General features: G+C 56.4%; 12 protein-coding genes. 7 read left to right on the forward strand and 5 right to left on the reverse strand.

Annotated elements, in window-relative coordinates; all coding sequences use genetic code 11:
* Positions 1-64 precede the first annotated feature (64 nt).
* Positions 65-1,153: an AI-2E family transporter gene (locus tag AC2FLU_RS08705; protein WP_480472897.1), complete on the forward strand. Its 1,089-nt coding sequence runs from the start codon at positions 65-67 to the stop codon at positions 1,151-1,153.
* 99 nt (positions 1,154-1,252) lie between these two features.
* Here AC2FLU_RS08705 and AC2FLU_RS08710 read toward each other — a convergent pair whose 3' ends face one another.
* Positions 1,253-1,921, reverse strand: a complete 669-nt coding sequence (locus tag AC2FLU_RS08710; protein ID WP_480472899.1) for a Crp/Fnr family transcriptional regulator — start codon at positions 1,919-1,921, stop codon at positions 1,253-1,255.
* Positions 1,922-2,127: 206 nt separating this feature from the next.
* On the opposite strand from AC2FLU_RS08710, the gene AC2FLU_RS08715 reads away from it, so the two are divergent.
* The 3 genes from AC2FLU_RS08715 to cls all read left to right on the forward strand — a co-directional run bounded on the left by AC2FLU_RS08715 (position 2,128) and on the right by cls (position 6,250).
* On the forward strand, positions 2,128-3,747 hold the full coding sequence (locus AC2FLU_RS08715; protein WP_496811940.1) for an arylsulfatase: 1,620 nt from the start codon (positions 2,128-2,130) through the stop codon (positions 3,745-3,747).
* Positions 3,748-3,976: 229 nt separating this feature from the next.
* Positions 3,977-4,813: an HAD family hydrolase gene (locus tag AC2FLU_RS08720; protein ID WP_496808784.1), complete on the forward strand. Its 837-nt coding sequence runs from the start codon at positions 3,977-3,979 to the stop codon at positions 4,811-4,813.
* A 24-nt stretch (positions 4,814-4,837) separates the two neighbouring features.
* A complete protein-coding gene (gene cls, locus AC2FLU_RS08725; protein ID WP_480472905.1) occupies positions 4,838-6,250 on the forward strand; it encodes a cardiolipin synthase in 1,413 nt (470 codons plus the stop codon).
* Here the strand turns inward: cls and AC2FLU_RS08730 are convergent.
* Complete coding sequence (locus AC2FLU_RS08730) at positions 6,247-6,681, reverse strand: ion channel (RefSeq protein WP_480472907.1); 435 nt, start codon at positions 6,679-6,681, stop codon at positions 6,247-6,249. The genes cls and AC2FLU_RS08730 overlap by 4 nt on opposite strands.
* 171 nt (positions 6,682-6,852) lie before the next feature.
* On the opposite strand from AC2FLU_RS08730, the gene AC2FLU_RS08735 reads away from it, so the two are divergent.
* Genes AC2FLU_RS08735 through AC2FLU_RS08745 form a run of 3 tightly spaced genes read left to right on the forward strand, consistent with a single transcriptional unit; the run spans position 6,853 to position 10,941 of the window.
* Positions 6,853-7,500: an ABC transporter ATP-binding protein gene (locus tag AC2FLU_RS08735; protein WP_480472909.1), complete on the forward strand. Its 648-nt coding sequence runs from the start codon at positions 6,853-6,855 to the stop codon at positions 7,498-7,500.
* Positions 7,497-9,911: an FtsX-like permease family protein gene (locus tag AC2FLU_RS08740; RefSeq protein WP_496714297.1), complete on the forward strand. Its 2,415-nt coding sequence runs from the start codon at positions 7,497-7,499 to the stop codon at positions 9,909-9,911. The genes AC2FLU_RS08735 and AC2FLU_RS08740 overlap by 4 nt, the downstream gene beginning before the upstream one ends.
* The gene (locus tag AC2FLU_RS08745) at positions 9,901-10,941 is read left to right on the forward strand and encodes a lipocalin-like domain-containing protein (protein WP_496714299.1); all 1,041 of its coding nucleotides are present in this window, start codon (positions 9,901-9,903) and stop codon (positions 10,939-10,941) included. Before AC2FLU_RS08740 ends, AC2FLU_RS08745 begins: the two co-directional genes overlap by 11 nt.
* Positions 10,942-10,999: 58 nt before the next feature.
* Here AC2FLU_RS08745 and AC2FLU_RS08750 read toward each other — a convergent pair whose 3' ends face one another.
* The 3 genes from AC2FLU_RS08750 to AC2FLU_RS08760 form a co-directional block, all read right to left on the reverse strand.
* Positions 11,000-11,431 (reverse strand): universal stress protein, encoded by a 432-nt coding sequence (locus AC2FLU_RS08750; RefSeq protein WP_480472915.1) that lies wholly within the window; start codon positions 11,429-11,431, stop codon positions 11,000-11,002.
* Positions 11,428-14,037: a TRAP transporter permease gene (locus AC2FLU_RS08755; RefSeq protein WP_480553581.1), complete on the reverse strand. Its 2,610-nt coding sequence runs from the start codon at positions 14,035-14,037 to the stop codon at positions 11,428-11,430. Before AC2FLU_RS08755 ends, AC2FLU_RS08750 begins: the two co-directional genes overlap by 4 nt.
* A 108-nt stretch (positions 14,038-14,145) precedes the next feature.
* The gene (locus AC2FLU_RS08760) at positions 14,146-15,114 is read right to left on the reverse strand and encodes a TAXI family TRAP transporter solute-binding subunit (RefSeq protein WP_496808782.1); all 969 of its coding nucleotides are present in this window, start codon (positions 15,112-15,114) and stop codon (positions 14,146-14,148) included.
* Between the last annotated feature and the right edge of the window lie 405 nt (positions 15,115-15,519).

Genomic DNA, 15,519 nt, shown 5'->3' on the forward strand with positions numbered 1-15,519 from the left:
GTGCAGGATTGGGCAAAGCGGGACGATCACTAGCCTGCTTAAGAACAGATAAACAGGATACTGAATGATCCCGGATCAGGAAGATTTCACGGCTCGCCCCAGGCTAAAACTGTCTGTTGTCCGCGACACCTGCATTATCGCGGCGCTGATGGTGCTGGGGCTTTATGCGGGAGCGAACTTCCTGATCCCGCTTGCCATGGCACTGCTGGTCAACGTTCTGATCATTGCGCTGAGCGACCGCGTCGTCGCGCTAACCCGCGCTCCAGTCTGGCTGGCAAATATCGCTGGTGTGACCATCGTTCTGGCGGGTTTGTTCATGATCATGTACGTGCTGGGCAGTCAGGCAACGCAGTTTGCACGGTCCGTCAGCACGTACGAAAACCAGTTCGACGGGGCGGTTGAGCGCATAACCGGTCTTGTCGGCAACGACGTCACCACTTTCATCCGCGACAATCTGGTCAGCATCGACATGACCTATGTCGCACGCCTGTTGCTGGGCAGCGCTACGTCTCTACTGAACCAGTTCTTTCTGATCAGCCTCTATGTCGCGTTCCTGATGGCCGAGCGTCTGGCCTTTCGCAAGAAAATTCAACTTGCGGCTGGCGACCCCCAAACTGGCGCTGATTTTGCGACCATGCTTGATGCCATATCGATCAGCCTGCAACGATATGTTGGGGTTAAGACCCTGATCAGCCTGATCACAGCGGGCATCAGTTATTTTGTATTCAGGGCCCTTGGTTTGGAATATGCGGAAACCTGGGCCGTTTTGACCTTTGCTTTGAACTTCATTCCTTCGATCGGGTCGATCATAGCGGTGTTTTTTCCGGCCATGATCGCGCTTGTTCAGTTTGATACGATCGTTCCGTTTCTGATCATCTTATTTGGGTGCGGCACCCTTCAATTCCTGATCGGTAACTTCCTTGATCCGGCCATGCTGGGCCGCTCGCTGAACATGTCGACATTCCTTGTCATTCTGGCGCTGACATTCTGGACAACTGTCTGGGGCCTGATCGGCGCTTTCCTGAGCGTGCCACTGACGGTCTGTATTCTGATCGTGTTCAGCCACATCCCTGCTTTACGCCCGGTCGCGATCCTGATGTCTCTGGACGGCCAATTGGGCGAGGAGGACGGTCAGGCGCGTGCTAATAACTGAACTGCGGCGTGGCGTAGGCTTAAGTTCGTCGGGTGCCGTACACAGCCGCCAGCCTGTCCGCGTATGTTGGACCGCATACCGGTGTCACGACCCGAAACCTCAGGTCTGACAACTGGCTATCAATGCGCCCCGATCCAGCAGTCGAACCCGGCCATACCCCAGTTCGATTAACCCCAAATCCACAAGCCGGTGAAGGTTCCTGTGCAAAGTCGGTTGCGATACAGCAATCATCGCCGCCAGATCGTCCTGGGAAACATCAATCCATCCATCGGTTTTCGAGGTCCCCTCGTCCAAGTGAAGCAACCTCAAGACCAGCCGCTTTTCCGTTCCCGTCACAGCCAGATTTGCCATGATGCGCAAAGCGGTCCGCATATTCTCATGCGTCAACGCATAGAAATCCCGGATGTAGTCAGGATTGTTCTGAATCAACCGCGAGATGCTTAAATTTGGGAAAAACAAGGCTTGAGTGGCTTGCGTCGTGATAACACTGACCAGACGCAGCGCACCTGCAAACAAAGCCAGATCGCCGATCCAGAACCCAGCGCCGTCGCGGTGAAGCACAAACTCCTGACCATCATCCGCTGGGGCCGTTATCTGCACACCACCGCTGAGAATCGCGTAGATACCATTTGCCGGATCACCATAGTGATACAGCGTCTCTCCCGCCTCTACCGATTTCGGTATGCCAAGGGCTGCCAAATCGGCCTGAAACTCTGACGAGCGTTCACTGAACCATCCGGTGTTTCGTAATAGCTTCAGATTATTCATTTTGTCTCACATTTGTACTTTGCGATATAATCATATGATGAGTTTCCGACGCAAGAAGTAACCTATGCTAATGGTGTTCGATTCCTGCTACCAAAGATTTTCAATATGGGAATCAACACTTTGCTGCCGCGTTGTTCATGCATTTGAACGCCGGGTGATTCATTTCCTTTGGGGTCGCCAAGATCCTCTCAGATCAGGAGCAAACCATGTTACCTCCACGTTCGCTATCCGGCACCTGGCGCAGTAACTTGCGCCGACTTGCCGTGGTAACCGCCACGTTGACACTGGCCATACCCGCCTGGGCGCAGAACCAGAAACCGAATATCCTTGTGATCTGGGGCGACGATGTTGGTCAGTCCAACATCTCGGCCTACACGCGGGGGTTGATCGGGTATCAGACACCCAATATCGACCGTATCGCCGAAGAAGGTATGATGTTCACGGATTACTACGGTGAACAGTCGTGCACGGCTGGGCGATCATCTTTCATCATGGGGCAATCCGTTTTCCGCACGGGCCTGTCCAAAGTTGGCCTGCCGGGCGCTGAGGAAGGCATGCAGATCGAAGACCCGACCATTGCGGGCCTTCTGAAAGCGGAAGGCTACGCCACGGGTCAGTTCGGAAAAAACCACCTGGGCGACCGGGATGAACATCTGCCGACAAACCACGGTTTTGACGAATTTTTTGGCAACCTCTACCATCTCAACGCCGAGGAAGAGCCGGAAAACATCGACTATCCCAATGATGCTGTTCTGCCCGATGGCAGAACCTTCCGACAAGCTTTTGGCCCGCGCGGTGTAATCAAGTCGACAGCGGGTGGTGAGATCGAGGATACCGGCCCGCTGACCAAGAAGCGTATGGAAACGGTCGACGATGAAACCGCGGCGGCTGCGATTGAATTCATCCGCAAACAAGAGGAAAGCGGCACGCCGTGGTTCGTCTGGTGGTCAGGCACCCGGATGCATTTCCGCACGCATGTTTCCGAAGAGAAATGGGCAAAGGCCAATGAAATCGTCGGCAAGCAGGTAGATGAGTATACGGCTGGCATGATCGAACATGATATGCATATTGGCGACTTCCTGACTGCGCTGGATGAGCTGGGCATCGCCGACAAGACCATCGTGTTTTACTCGACCGACAATGGTCCGCACATGAATACCTGGCCAGATGCCGCGATGACCCCGTTCTGGGGTGAAAAGAATACCCAATGGGAGGGCGCATGGCGCGTACCTGCCATGGTTCGGTGGCCCGGCAAGATTACCGAAGGTGCTGTGTCGAACGAGATCGTGCATCATATGGATTGGTTACCGACATTCCTGGCTGCAGCTGGCAACGAAACCGTGAAAGAAGATCTTCTGGAAGGTGTCACCGTGGCCGAAGTTGGCGGCGGGCGCGACTATCGCGTGCATCTGGATGGCTACAACATCTTGCCGTTGCTGACCGGCGAAACAGACAAGAGTCCGCGCAGGGAAATCTTCTATTTCACGGACGATGGTGACCTTGCGGCACTGCGCTTCGGTGATTGGAAAATCACCTTCCTGGAACAGAAGGCATGGGCAACTTTGCGCGCCTGGATGGAGCCACTGACCCCTCTGCGCGTGCCATTGATCACCAACCTGCGACGCGACCCGTACGAGCGTGGCTACCGCACATCGAACACCTACTATGACTGGATGCTCGACCGTGCCTACATGCTGGTACCTGCGCAGGCCTATGTCGCGCAGTTCCTTGAAACCTTCAAGGAATACCCACCCCGACAGGAAGCGGCGAGCTTCAGCCTCGACAAGGTGATGGAGAAGTTGACGTCACCTCCGGGCGCACCGTGAACCTGACTGTTTGATCCAAGACACAGCAAAGCCGGAGTCCCGATACCGGGGCCCCGGCCCTTCTCATTAGCGGTTGAAAATTGAGGAATAATCCGTGCGTCTATTTTTGATATTGTGCAGTGTGCTAGGAGCGACGGTCGCCATCGCTGACCCCTTGACCTCATGGAACAATCTAGAATCCAAAGCGAAAATCGTTTCGTTTGTTGACGATGTAACCGACCCTGCCTCAATGCGTTACGTGACGCCGGATAACCGGATCGCCGTATTCGACAATGACGGAACGCTTTGGGCCGAACAGCCGGTGTATTTCCAGTTCCTTTTCGCCATGGATCGTCTGGCCGATCTGGCCAAGCGGGACCCGTCGATCCTGACAACTCCTGCTCTGGAAGCTGCTGCAAAGGGTGATCTAGCGACCGTTCTTGAAGGCGGGCATGAGGCGCTGATCGAAGTTGTCAACGCATCGCATTCTGGCACCAGCGTCGAAGACTTTCAGGCAGCTGTTGCGCAGTGGCTGGAAACCGAACGCCACCCGGGCACCGGCCTTCGTTATGACCAGATGACCTATCAGCCGATGGTCGAGTTGCTGCGTTATCTACGTGACGAAGGTTTCAAGACCTACATCGTATCCGGCGGCGGCATACATTTCATGCGCGTCTTTGCCGAGGATGCATATGGTATCCCGCCGGAACAGATATTGGGGAGCTATGCAGACAGCACCTATAAGGTGATCGACGGCAACCCGACGATCATCAAGGCACCGGGGCTAGCCTTCATCGATGACAAGGAAGGCAAGCCGATCAATATCGAACGCACGATTGGCAGACGCCCTATTCTGGCCGCAGGCAACTCGGACGGAGATTTCGCTATGCTGGATTGGACAACGTCGGGTGATGGTCCGCGTTTGGGAATTCTGATCCACCACACGGACGCCGAACGCGAATGGGCTTATGACCGCGAAAGCCCGATCGGAAAGCTGGCAGATGGGCTGGATCGGGGTCCTGACAAGGGATGGATCATTGTCGATATGGCGCAAGACTGGTCACGCATCTACACTGGGGCAAACTAAACGGCCCGAAAGATGTAAGACCCCATGTGGACAGCACTGGTATCTATCTTTGTATTCACGTTGTACGTGGCTGCATTTGTGTTTTCGATCCGAGCGGCACAAACCGCGCGGACACCGCAAGGTGCCGTTGGTTGGGTGGTTTTTTTGGTTTCAGCCCCTTTCCTAGCGGTGCCGTTGTATCTTTTTCTGGGACACCATCGCTTTCACGGATATCGCATCGCGCGCCAGAAAAGTGAGCGGGTTGTTGAAGGGATCAAAACCTTTGCCGATTACTCAAGGCCCGATCCCTCCTCAATGTCCATCAATCCGCGCCCGTTCGAGTTTCTGGCGCATCTTCCTGTGTCCAGCGGAAACGGTGCCCGGCTACTGGTTGACGGGCAAGCCACATTCGACGCCATTTTCGACGCCATCGACAAGGCCAAGAACTATATCCTCATTCAGTTCTACATCATCAGAGACGACGCACTGGGCCGCAAACTGCAATCCAAGCTGATCGAGGCGACGAAGCGTGGGGTTCACGTCCGTTTCATGACCGATGCAGTCGGCAGTTACGGATTGCCGCGCGCGTATCTGGATACCATGCGTGAAGCCGGGATTGATGTAGCCGACCCGCGTCAGCAACGCGGCCCGAATTTCCGGTTTCAGCTGAATTACCGAAACCATCGTAAAACTGTCATTATCGATGGCGAGACAGGCTTTATCGGTGGCCACAATGTTGGCGAGGAATATCTGGGCAAACATCCGCATTTCGGTCATTGGCGCGACACTCACATAATGATGTCCGGTCATGTCGTCCGGCAATTGCAGCTTATCTTCACTGAAGATTGGCATTGGGCGCATAACGAAGACCTGATTGATGAACTTGACTGGGCGGGCAGTGAATCCGAACAGAACATGAATGCCCTGCTGGTCGCGACCGGACCCGGAGACGAAACCGAAACTGGCGCCATGATGTTTTTTGCAGCAATCGCCGAGGCAAAAGAACGGTTGTGGATTGCGTCGCCTTACTTCGTACCCGACATCGATGTCATGACAGCGCTGCAACATGCCGCGATGCGCGGTGTGGATGTGCGCATCCTTGTTCCTGACATGATCGACCATCGCCTGCCATGGCTGGCCGCGTTTGCCTATTTCGATGAAATCCGCGACTGTGGCGTGCGCGTATTCCGCTATACCGGCGGGTTCATGCATCAAAAGGCGTTCGTTGTCGACGATACGCTGGCCGCTGTTGGAACAACAAACCTCGACAACCGATCCTTCCGCCTCAACTTCGAAGCAATGGCGCTGTTCTTTGATGCCCGGGCTGCACAGGCCGTCGACCAGATGCTACAAGAAGATTTCGAAACCAGTTTCGAATTGACCCGTAGGTTGCGTCAACAACCGGCCCACATCCGCTTTGGTGCGCCGCTGGCACGGTTGTTTGCACCGATCCTTTAGGAAAAGAACTTCTCCTGAAAAACGCGGGTCATCAATGCGACCAGATATGCGGTCGACAATCCAAACGCCAACAGCCCGGTGACCGAAGCAAACGAGCCGAAAATGCGCAGCCCTTCACCCAAAACGATGTCGCCGTATCCGAGCGTCGTAAACGTCACCAACGAGAAATAGATGGCCGAGTTCCAGTCCGGCAGAACATTTAGCAACACCCAGACGATAGCCCAGATCCAGACCTGAATGGTGTGCGTTGCGATAATGAAGCCCAAGGCAACGGCAATCGGTCCCGCGGTTGCCACAAACACCCCGCGTGTGACCCATTTTTTGTCCATCTTGATAATGGACATCGTGCACCAGGTCAGAAAGAGAATCTCGATCAGGATGCAAATACCCAGAAAGGTACTGCCCCAAACGATCTGATGCAGCAACGTCATGTATTTACACCCTGATTTTCGGCCACGAACTGTCAGGGCACAATGACCTTTCAAAACGCAAGGCACAACCCCGCCACCGGATAAGGTAGCCTGCGGCGAAAGGAACCGGTGAAAGGTCTGCACTGGACAGTTGGGAAGTCCGGCGCACATCCTGTGCAAAAAGGGCGCTTCATGCTGTTGATCATCGACCGAGTTCAAAAGACTTATCCCGGCGGGCGGCCCGTTTTGCGCGACGTGTCTCTGACACTGGATCAGGGACAAACGCTTGCTCTGACCGGTGAAAGCGGCAGCGGTAAGAGCACCTTGCTGAATCTGGCCGCCGCCCTGGACAGTTTCGACAGAGGCGAGATTACGCTGGATGGCACGCCCCTGTCCCCTTTGGATGATGCGGGCCGGGCCGGGTTGCGGCGCAGAAAGGTTTCGCTTGTGTTCCAGCAGTTCAACCTGATCCCATCGCTGACCGTGGGGCAAAACCTGTCCTTTCATGCCCGCCTTGCAGGTACCGAAAATGCCCAATGGTCCGGGCAATTGGCAGACCGGCTTGGGCTTTCGGATCTGCTGGACCGCTACCCCGAAAGCTTGTCGGGCGGCCAGCAGCAGCGGGTGGCCATAGGACGGGCCATGGCCGCGCGCCCGAAACTGTTGCTGGCGGACGAGCCGACAGGCAATCTTGACGAAACCGCCAGCGCCAAAGTGCTGGACCTGATGCTGTCACTTGTGGCTGATACTGGCGCAGCTTTGCTGCTGGTGACGCATTCCCCGCAAATCGCGGCCCGTCTGGACACGCACCTACGCCTGAGCGGCGGGCGCATCCAATGACATTGGCCGTCGTCCAGGCCCTGCTGTCCCATTGGCGGGTGCATTGGTTGCAACTGGCAACGCTGCTGATCGGTATCGCCCTGGCAACTGGTTTGTGGTCCGCTGTACAGGCCATCAATGCCGAGGCCCGCGCCAGCTATTCCCGTGCCAACGCCCAACTGGCACTTGGGCAGTTTGACGAATTGCACGATCCAGCCGGTTTCATCGCCATGTCCCGTTATGTCGACCTGCGTCGCGCGGGGTGGCAGGTGGCCGCCGTACTGGAAGGCCCTTATCGGGTCGCCGGACGTACGTTGCGTTTGATGGGCGTGGATATGGTGGCCTATCCCGCCCTGCCCGCAATTACCGAGGCCCAGCAAAGCGGTGCGCCGCCCGAACCGGCGGACATATTGACTGCTCCGGGTCGCCTGCTGGTTTCGACAGAATTGGAGCCCTTGTTGCGCGATCAGGACACTCTGCCCCCGGTTCTCAGTACTTCTGCGCTGCCGCCGGATGTGATCCTGACGGATATCGGCGTTGCCGAACGTCTTCTGAATCAGCCCGGTGCAATCTCGCGGCTCATTATTCTGCCCGATCAGCCGCGCGGGCTTCAGTCCCTAACCACGATCACGCCTGAGCTGGAACGTATCAGCCCTTCACAAAAGATCGACACTGCTCGGCTGACCGACAGTTTTCATTTGAACCTGTCAGCCTTTGGATTGCTGTCCTTTGCGGTCGGCCTTTTTATCGTGAACGGCACGGTCGGGCTGGCCTTTGCACAACGCAGAGGCATCATCCGTTCGCTGCGGGCACTGGGTGTCTCGATGCGATTACTGGTCTGGCTGATCCTTGCTGAACTGACTTTTCTGGCCCTGATCGGTGGGCTCGTCGGGTTGCTTTTGGGCTTCTTTCTGGCCGGAGCACTTCTACCCGATGTCGCGGCCACGTTGCGTGGCCTTTACGACGCACCAGTAACAGGGCAACTGACGCTGCAATTGCAGTGGGTTTTGGCAGGGATCGCCATGGCAGTCTTCGGCACATTGCTGGCCAGCGGCCACGCATTATGGCGCCTGTCGCGCATGCCCCTGCTGGCAAGTCCGGGCGTTCAAGCGTGGCGGGGCGACCCCCGCGCGCGCCATCTTGCAGCGGCATTGGGATTGGTCATGATCCTGGGTGGCGTTTTGGCTTATGTCAGTTTCGGGGGGCTGATCGCCGGGTTTGCCCTGTTGGCTGGCTTGCTGACCGGTGCAGCGCTGCTGCTGCCTGCGCTTTTGTCTGTAATGCTTTCACTCTGCGCCCGCGCGGCGCGGGGCCCTGTTACGCAATGGGTCTGGGCAGATATGCGGGCACAACTGCCCGGGTTGTCACTTGCCCTGATGGCCCTGTTACTGGCTTTGGCAGCGAATGTCGGCGTAGGCACGATGGTGTCCAGCTTCCGGCTGACATTCGTCGGGTGGCTTGACCAGCGCCTGACGTCAGAACTCTACCTGACTGCCAGCGACGACGATCAGGGGCAGGAGATTACCGACTGGCTGCGCCCTCAGGTCGAAGCTATTCTGCCAATCCGAAATGTGGAATTGTCGCACGAGACGGGGCCTTTGTTTCTTTACGGTGTAGTAGATGATCCGGTCTATCGGCAGAACTGGCCAGTGATCACCTCAAGCCCGAATGCATGGGATGACGTCATGGCCGGACGTGCGGTTCTGATCAACGAGCAACTGGCGCGACGTGCCGATCTCTGGCCCGGCGGTGCTTTGGCCTTATCGCCGGACCACATCCTGACCATCGCCGGGGTCTATTCGGATTATGGGAATCCGACCGGGCAAGCCATGGTCTCGATGGACCAACTGAACCGGATCGCTCCGGGTACGGAGGCCCGCCGCTTTGGCATTCGTCTAAACCCCGAAAACGCAACCGAAATGGCGCAAACCTTAAGGGAACGGTTCAACCTTCCACGTCAGGCTGTCGTACAGCAAGCTGCAATGAAGGCGCAGTCGCTGTCGATATTTGAGAAGACTTTTGTCGTGACCTCGGCCTTGAATGTGCTGACCCTCGGCGTGGCGGGATTTGCCATTCTCACCAGTCTGCTGACCCTGTGGACCCAGCGCCTGCCACAGATCGCACCGGTCTGGGCGCTGGGGCTGAACAGGGCGCAACTTGCAGGGCTGGAACTGTTGCGCAGCCTATTGCTGGCGGCATTGACCGCCTGTCTGGCGTTGCCACTTGGGCTTGTTCTGGCATGGGTTCTGCTGACGGTGATCAACGTTCAGGCTTTTGGTTGGCGCCTGCCGATGTTCGTCTTCCCCTGGGATTGGCTGTGGCTGTTTCTACTGACCCTTCTTGCTGCCCTGCTTGCCGCCGCCCTGCCCGCGCTACGGATGCTGCGCCTGCCACCCGCCGATCTGCTGAAAGTGTTCGCCAATGAACGTTAGGACCCTACTAATCCTGCTTATGTGGCTCTACCCGATACCGCTTTGGGCGCAGGGCTATGCAGGTCTAGGCGGAACCGCTGAAGGTTTTGAAGTGCCGGCAGCCGGGTTTGAATTTGATTTCCCAAAGGATCACGGCCCCCACCCGGCCTACCGCATCGAATGGTGGTATCTGACCGCCAATCTCCAAGGGGACGACGGCCTGGACTATGGCATTCAATGGACCCTGTTCCGGTCAGCCCTGAAACCCTATGACAGCGACGGGTGGCAAAGTCCGCAACTTTGGATGGGTCATGCTGCTGTCACGACCCCCAAGGATCATTTTTTTACCGAGCGATTGTCACGCGGGGGGATTGGCCAGGCCGGTGTAACCGCACAACCGTTTGAGGCCTGGATTGATGAATGGCGCATGGCCGGATCGGATTTGGACAGCCTGTCACTGACGGCCAATGGTGATGAATTCGGCTATGATCTTTCACTGACTGCGCAAGGGCCATTGGTATTTCACGGCGACGCGGGCTATTCGGTTAAATCCGCCGATAGACAGGCAAGTTACTATTACTCGCAGCCCTTTTACACAGTCGAAGGCGTGCTGCATTTGCCGGATGGCGAGGTGCAGGTAACCGGTCAGGGGTGGCTGGATCGGGAATGGTCCTCACAACCCTTGGCGGCGGATCAGAGGGGCTGGGATTGGTTCTCGCTCAGTTTTGAGGGAGGCGATAAGCTGATGGCTTTTCGCCTGCGCGGGGATCGAGGCGATTTCACCTCGGCCACCTGGATCAATTCTGACGGCAGTACTGAGGCCATCCCCAACGGTACAATCGGCCTTTTGCCGCTGAGTACCGACGAGGTTGCCGGACGCAATATCCCGACACACTGGCAAGTCGACCTAGCGGATCGGGGCATAGATATTCAGGTCTCAGCCCTGACACCTGATGCGTGGATGGGTACCAGTTTCGAATACTGGGAAGGCCCTGTCACCGTAAACGGCAGCCATAAAGGCGTTGGCTATCTTGAGATGACAGGTTACTGAACCAACCCGACTTTTCTCTACGACCGGCGACGCGATCTTTTGCGCGCTGGAAAATCAGTCAGCGAACCACATAAACTGAGACGTTGGAATGCCGCACCACACGCGCTGCATTCGGACCAAGCAGATAGTCTTTGAAATCCGGCCTATGCGCGCCGATCACAATCAGGTCGGAACCGGCACTTTCGGCGGTTTTCAGGATCTCCTGATAGGCTGTGCCTGTCGCGACTACATGGCGGATGCTCTCATTGCGCTCTGCCCCCAATGCCGAAATGCACAGCGCCGTCAGTTTGGCTCGCGCCTCGGCCAACGCCTTGTCGTGAAAACCTGATTCAAAAAACCCGGACACCCAGCTTTCCCCGAAATCGGGCAGCACAGTCACGACATCCAACTGTGCCCCTTCCAGATCCGCCAAAGCAGCGGCTTTTTGCAGGACCGGAGCATCAATCTCGCCATTGCTGATATCAATGGCACACAGAACAGAACGTGTCATGCGGGCACCCCTTGTCTGGCGGCACGGCCGCGTTGCAGGAACGCGATAAGACCCAAGAGGATCATCGCTGGGATATACACCAGCTGCTTGGGCAGCTGGTCGGACGGCAAGCTGACCGACGTCAGGCGTACGGGTTCATCGCCATAGTAGTCAAAGATGGCCAGATCGTCGGCCACCGGCGCGCCGAACAGCGGCTCGTCAAGCTTGACCAGCCCGTCCTCGGGAAACAGCAGCAGGCCCATCGCCTCGACCCGTGCGGCCCCCCCTTCCTCGTCGCCCACAGTGACAACAACGGTTGTGTCCACCATTTCAAGCGTATCGTAATCGGGGCCTGCGACCACTAGGCGGACATCCGTTCCCGGCGGTGTCTGACCAATGGTCTCTTCAAATGCAGCGGGTTCAACCGATTCGAACGGAGGCGAGATACGATCCATGAAAAAGTCTGGTCGGAACAGGGCAAACGCCACCAGAACCAGGGCAACACTTTCATATATACGGCTGCGGGCCAGGAAATACCCCATCGTGCCCGCCGTGAAGACCAGAATCGCTATGGTCGCGAAAATTGCCACCGTAATTCCTTCGAACCATGTTACGTCAATCAACAGAAGATCGGTGTTGAAGATGAACACAAAAGGCAGTGCCACGGTGCGCAGGCTGTAGAAGAATGCTGTGAAGCCGGTTTTGATTGCATCACCGCCTGATACAGCGGCAGCGGCGAAACTGGCCAGACCCACCGGTGGCGTCACATCCGCCATGATCCCGAAGTAGAAGACGAACAGGTGCACGGCAATCAACGGCACGATAAGTCCGCTCTGCGCCCCCAGTTCAACGACCACTCCGGCCATCAACGAGCTGACAACGATATAATTCGCCGTGGTCGGCAGGCCCATGCCCAGAATCAGGCTCAGCAGGCCAACCATGATCAGCATCAGGATAAGATTGCCGCCCGACAGGAACTCGACCAGATCAGCCATAACCTGACCAACACCCGTCAAGGTCACGGTACCCACGATCACGCCCGCAGTTGCAGTTGCCAGTGCGATACCGATCATGTTCCGCGCGCCGTCAATCAGACCTTGCCACAGGTCAGCGACACCGTCGACGAAGGTACTGATTAAATTGCTCTGCCCCCGGAAAAGCGCCTTGAGCGGTTTCTGCGTCAGCAGGATTACGAACAGCAATGCGGTTGCCCAGAAGGCCGACAGCCCCGGTGATTTTTGTTCGATCATCAGGAAGTAAACCAGAACGACGATCGGCAGCAGGTGGTGCAAACCTGCCTTGTAGATATCTGCGACAACCGGCAGCGTGACTTCCTTTGCATTCGGATCGTCAGGCTCAAGGTCCGGCACTTGTGCCGCCAGAAAAAGCAATCCGACGTAAACCGCGCAGACGATCAGGCTCAGCACAAAGCCCGCCGCGGACGGAATCCAGCTTGTTACAGCATCAACCGGGAATTGCGAGCCATAGCAAAGCCCAGCAAACACCAGGAAGAAGGCCAGCATACCCACAACGGTTCGCGCCAGATGCACGTCTCGGTCACCCAAGGTTGGCATGTTCCGCTTCACCGCTTCCAAATGCACAATATAGACCAGTGCGATGTAAGAAATCGCCGCTGGCAGGAAGGCGTGGGTGATCACCTCGACATATGAGATGCCCACATATTCCACCATCAGGAACGCCGCAGCACCCATTACAGGCGGCATGATCTGACCGTTCACGGAACTTGCAACTTCGACCGACCCCGCCTGTTCGCTGGAAAAGCCAACGCGCTTCATCAACGGAATGGTGAACGTACCGGTGGTAACAACGTTGGCAATCGACGAACCCGAGATCAGGCCAGTTGCCGCAGACCCCACAACGGCCGCCTTGGCAGGGCCGCCTCGCAGGTGACCCAGGGCGCCAAAGGCCATTTTTATGAAGTAGTTCCCTGCCCCAGCCTTATCGAGTAGCGCGCCAAACAGCACGAACAGGAATACGAATTTCGTAGAAACACCCAGCGCGATGCCAAACACGCCTTCGGACGTGATCCACATATGGCTCATGGCCTTTTTCAGGCTCGCACCTTTCCACTGGATCACTTCGGGGACCCAGGAAGACGATCCAAAGAACACATAGGCCAGGAAAACCGTGGCTATGATCGCCATTGCCGGACCAAGTGCGCGGCGCGCGGCCTCAAACAGCAACAGCAGCCCCAACAAAGCCACCCATTTGTCGATGTCATCGGCCAGCAGGCCATTATTGACCAGTTTCTCATAGAAGATGTAGCCGTACAGCGCGATACCCGCGCCCAAAACGCCCATGACCCAGTCCTGAACAGGGACATAATTGCGCGGGCTGGATTTCAGCGCCGGATAGGCCGCAAACGCCAGAAAGATCGCAAAGGCCAGATGGATCTGGCGTGAATTATTCACCACGCTTCCGGGCAGCAGGTAATTCGACAAGGGAGAGGCCAGAACAATCTGATATACCGACCACAAAACGGCAACAATCGCCAGAAACAGCCCCACGTTTCCAGCGGGATTTCGCGCCCCTGCATCGGATGAGGCGACAAGGTCCTGAAGCTCTTCCTCCGAGAGTGGGCGATTGCCCTGTGTATCGGAACTCATGTGAAATCTCCCCGTCCTGCGGCCTTGGATTCTTTGGCCCTCTTGTCCCCGATTTATCCCGGATGTGAACCGGGGCGCCGCAAAAGGACGCCCCGTGTAAAGTCTGGCTTACTGAATCCAGCCTTTTTCTTTGTAGTACTTTTCGGCGCCCGGATGCAGCGGAGCGGACAGGCCGTCCGAAATCATCTCCTCGGGCTTGAGATTTGCAAATGCCGGGTGCAGCTTTTTGAAGTCTTCGAAGTTCTCAAAGACCGAGCTTACAACCGCATAGACAGCATCGTCCGACACATCCGCCGAAGTCACGAAGGTCGCGCCCACGCCAAAGGTGGTGGTGTCATTGTCCGAACCCCGGTACATGCCACCCGGGATAGTCGCAGTGCGGTAGTATGAGTTGTTGTCGATCAGACCCTGAATCGCATCACCGGTGACGTTCACTAGAACAGAATCGCAGGCTGTCGTAGCTTCCTGAATCGAACCCGACGGGTGACCCACGGTGTAAATCATCGCATCCAGTTGGTTGTCACAAAGCGCAGCCGACTGCTCAGCCGCTTTCAGCTCGGACGCCAATTCGAAATCATCGACGGTCCAGCCCAACGCTTCCAGAACCACATCCATGGTGCCACGTTGGCCAGAACCCGGGTTACCGATGTTCACGCGCTTGCCCTTGAGGTCTTCAAAGCTGGAAATACCGGCATCCGCGCGGGCCACAACGGTGAAGGGCTCGGGGTGGACCGAGAACACCGCACGTAGCTTTTCGAAGGGACCTGCCTCTTCAAATTTCGAGGTGCCGTTATACGCGTGATACTGCCAGTCGGACTGGGCAACACCGAATTCCAGCTCGCCTTCGCGAATGGTGTTGATGTTGTAGACCGAGCCACCGGTCGATTCGACCGAGCAGCGCACACCGTGTTCTTTCCGACCCTTGTTCACCAGACGGCAGATCGCGCCACCTGTCGGATAATAAACACCGGTCACGCCGCCGGTACCAATTGTAATGAACTCTTCGGCATAGGCCGCCGGAGCCAACATGGTTGCGGTTACAAACGCGCCGAGGCTCAATTTGCTGCTGTTTTTCATTTCAGAACTCCCACATTTTTTGTCTGGCAGTTGGAATTCAAATCAATCACCCTGCTCATGAATCCGTGCCGATAAAAAAATCGGCCCGCTTCACAGCAGATGCAACCTGTTGAATTTTCCAGTTTCTCCCAACCCCCTTGAGGGTTCATCCAGATACATTCAATGTCAAGGCCAGCGCCAGCCTGACTAGCTCCATTCCGCATATATGAGCGTAAGTTTTGAATTTTCCCCTCTGGCACACAGGAAATCCCGCCCGATCAGTCTTCCGGAACTTTACTGTCCTTTTTTGTTCAGGTCGGTTCGACAACAGGACGTATACGGTGCCCTTTCGCAGGGAGAATTTGATACCAGAGGACTGAAGGGAACCAGACCAGATCGAAAAGTAAGAATTAAGTGTGCGAGCAC

This window comes from Ruegeria sp. SAZD013 (genome assembly GCF_059612525.1).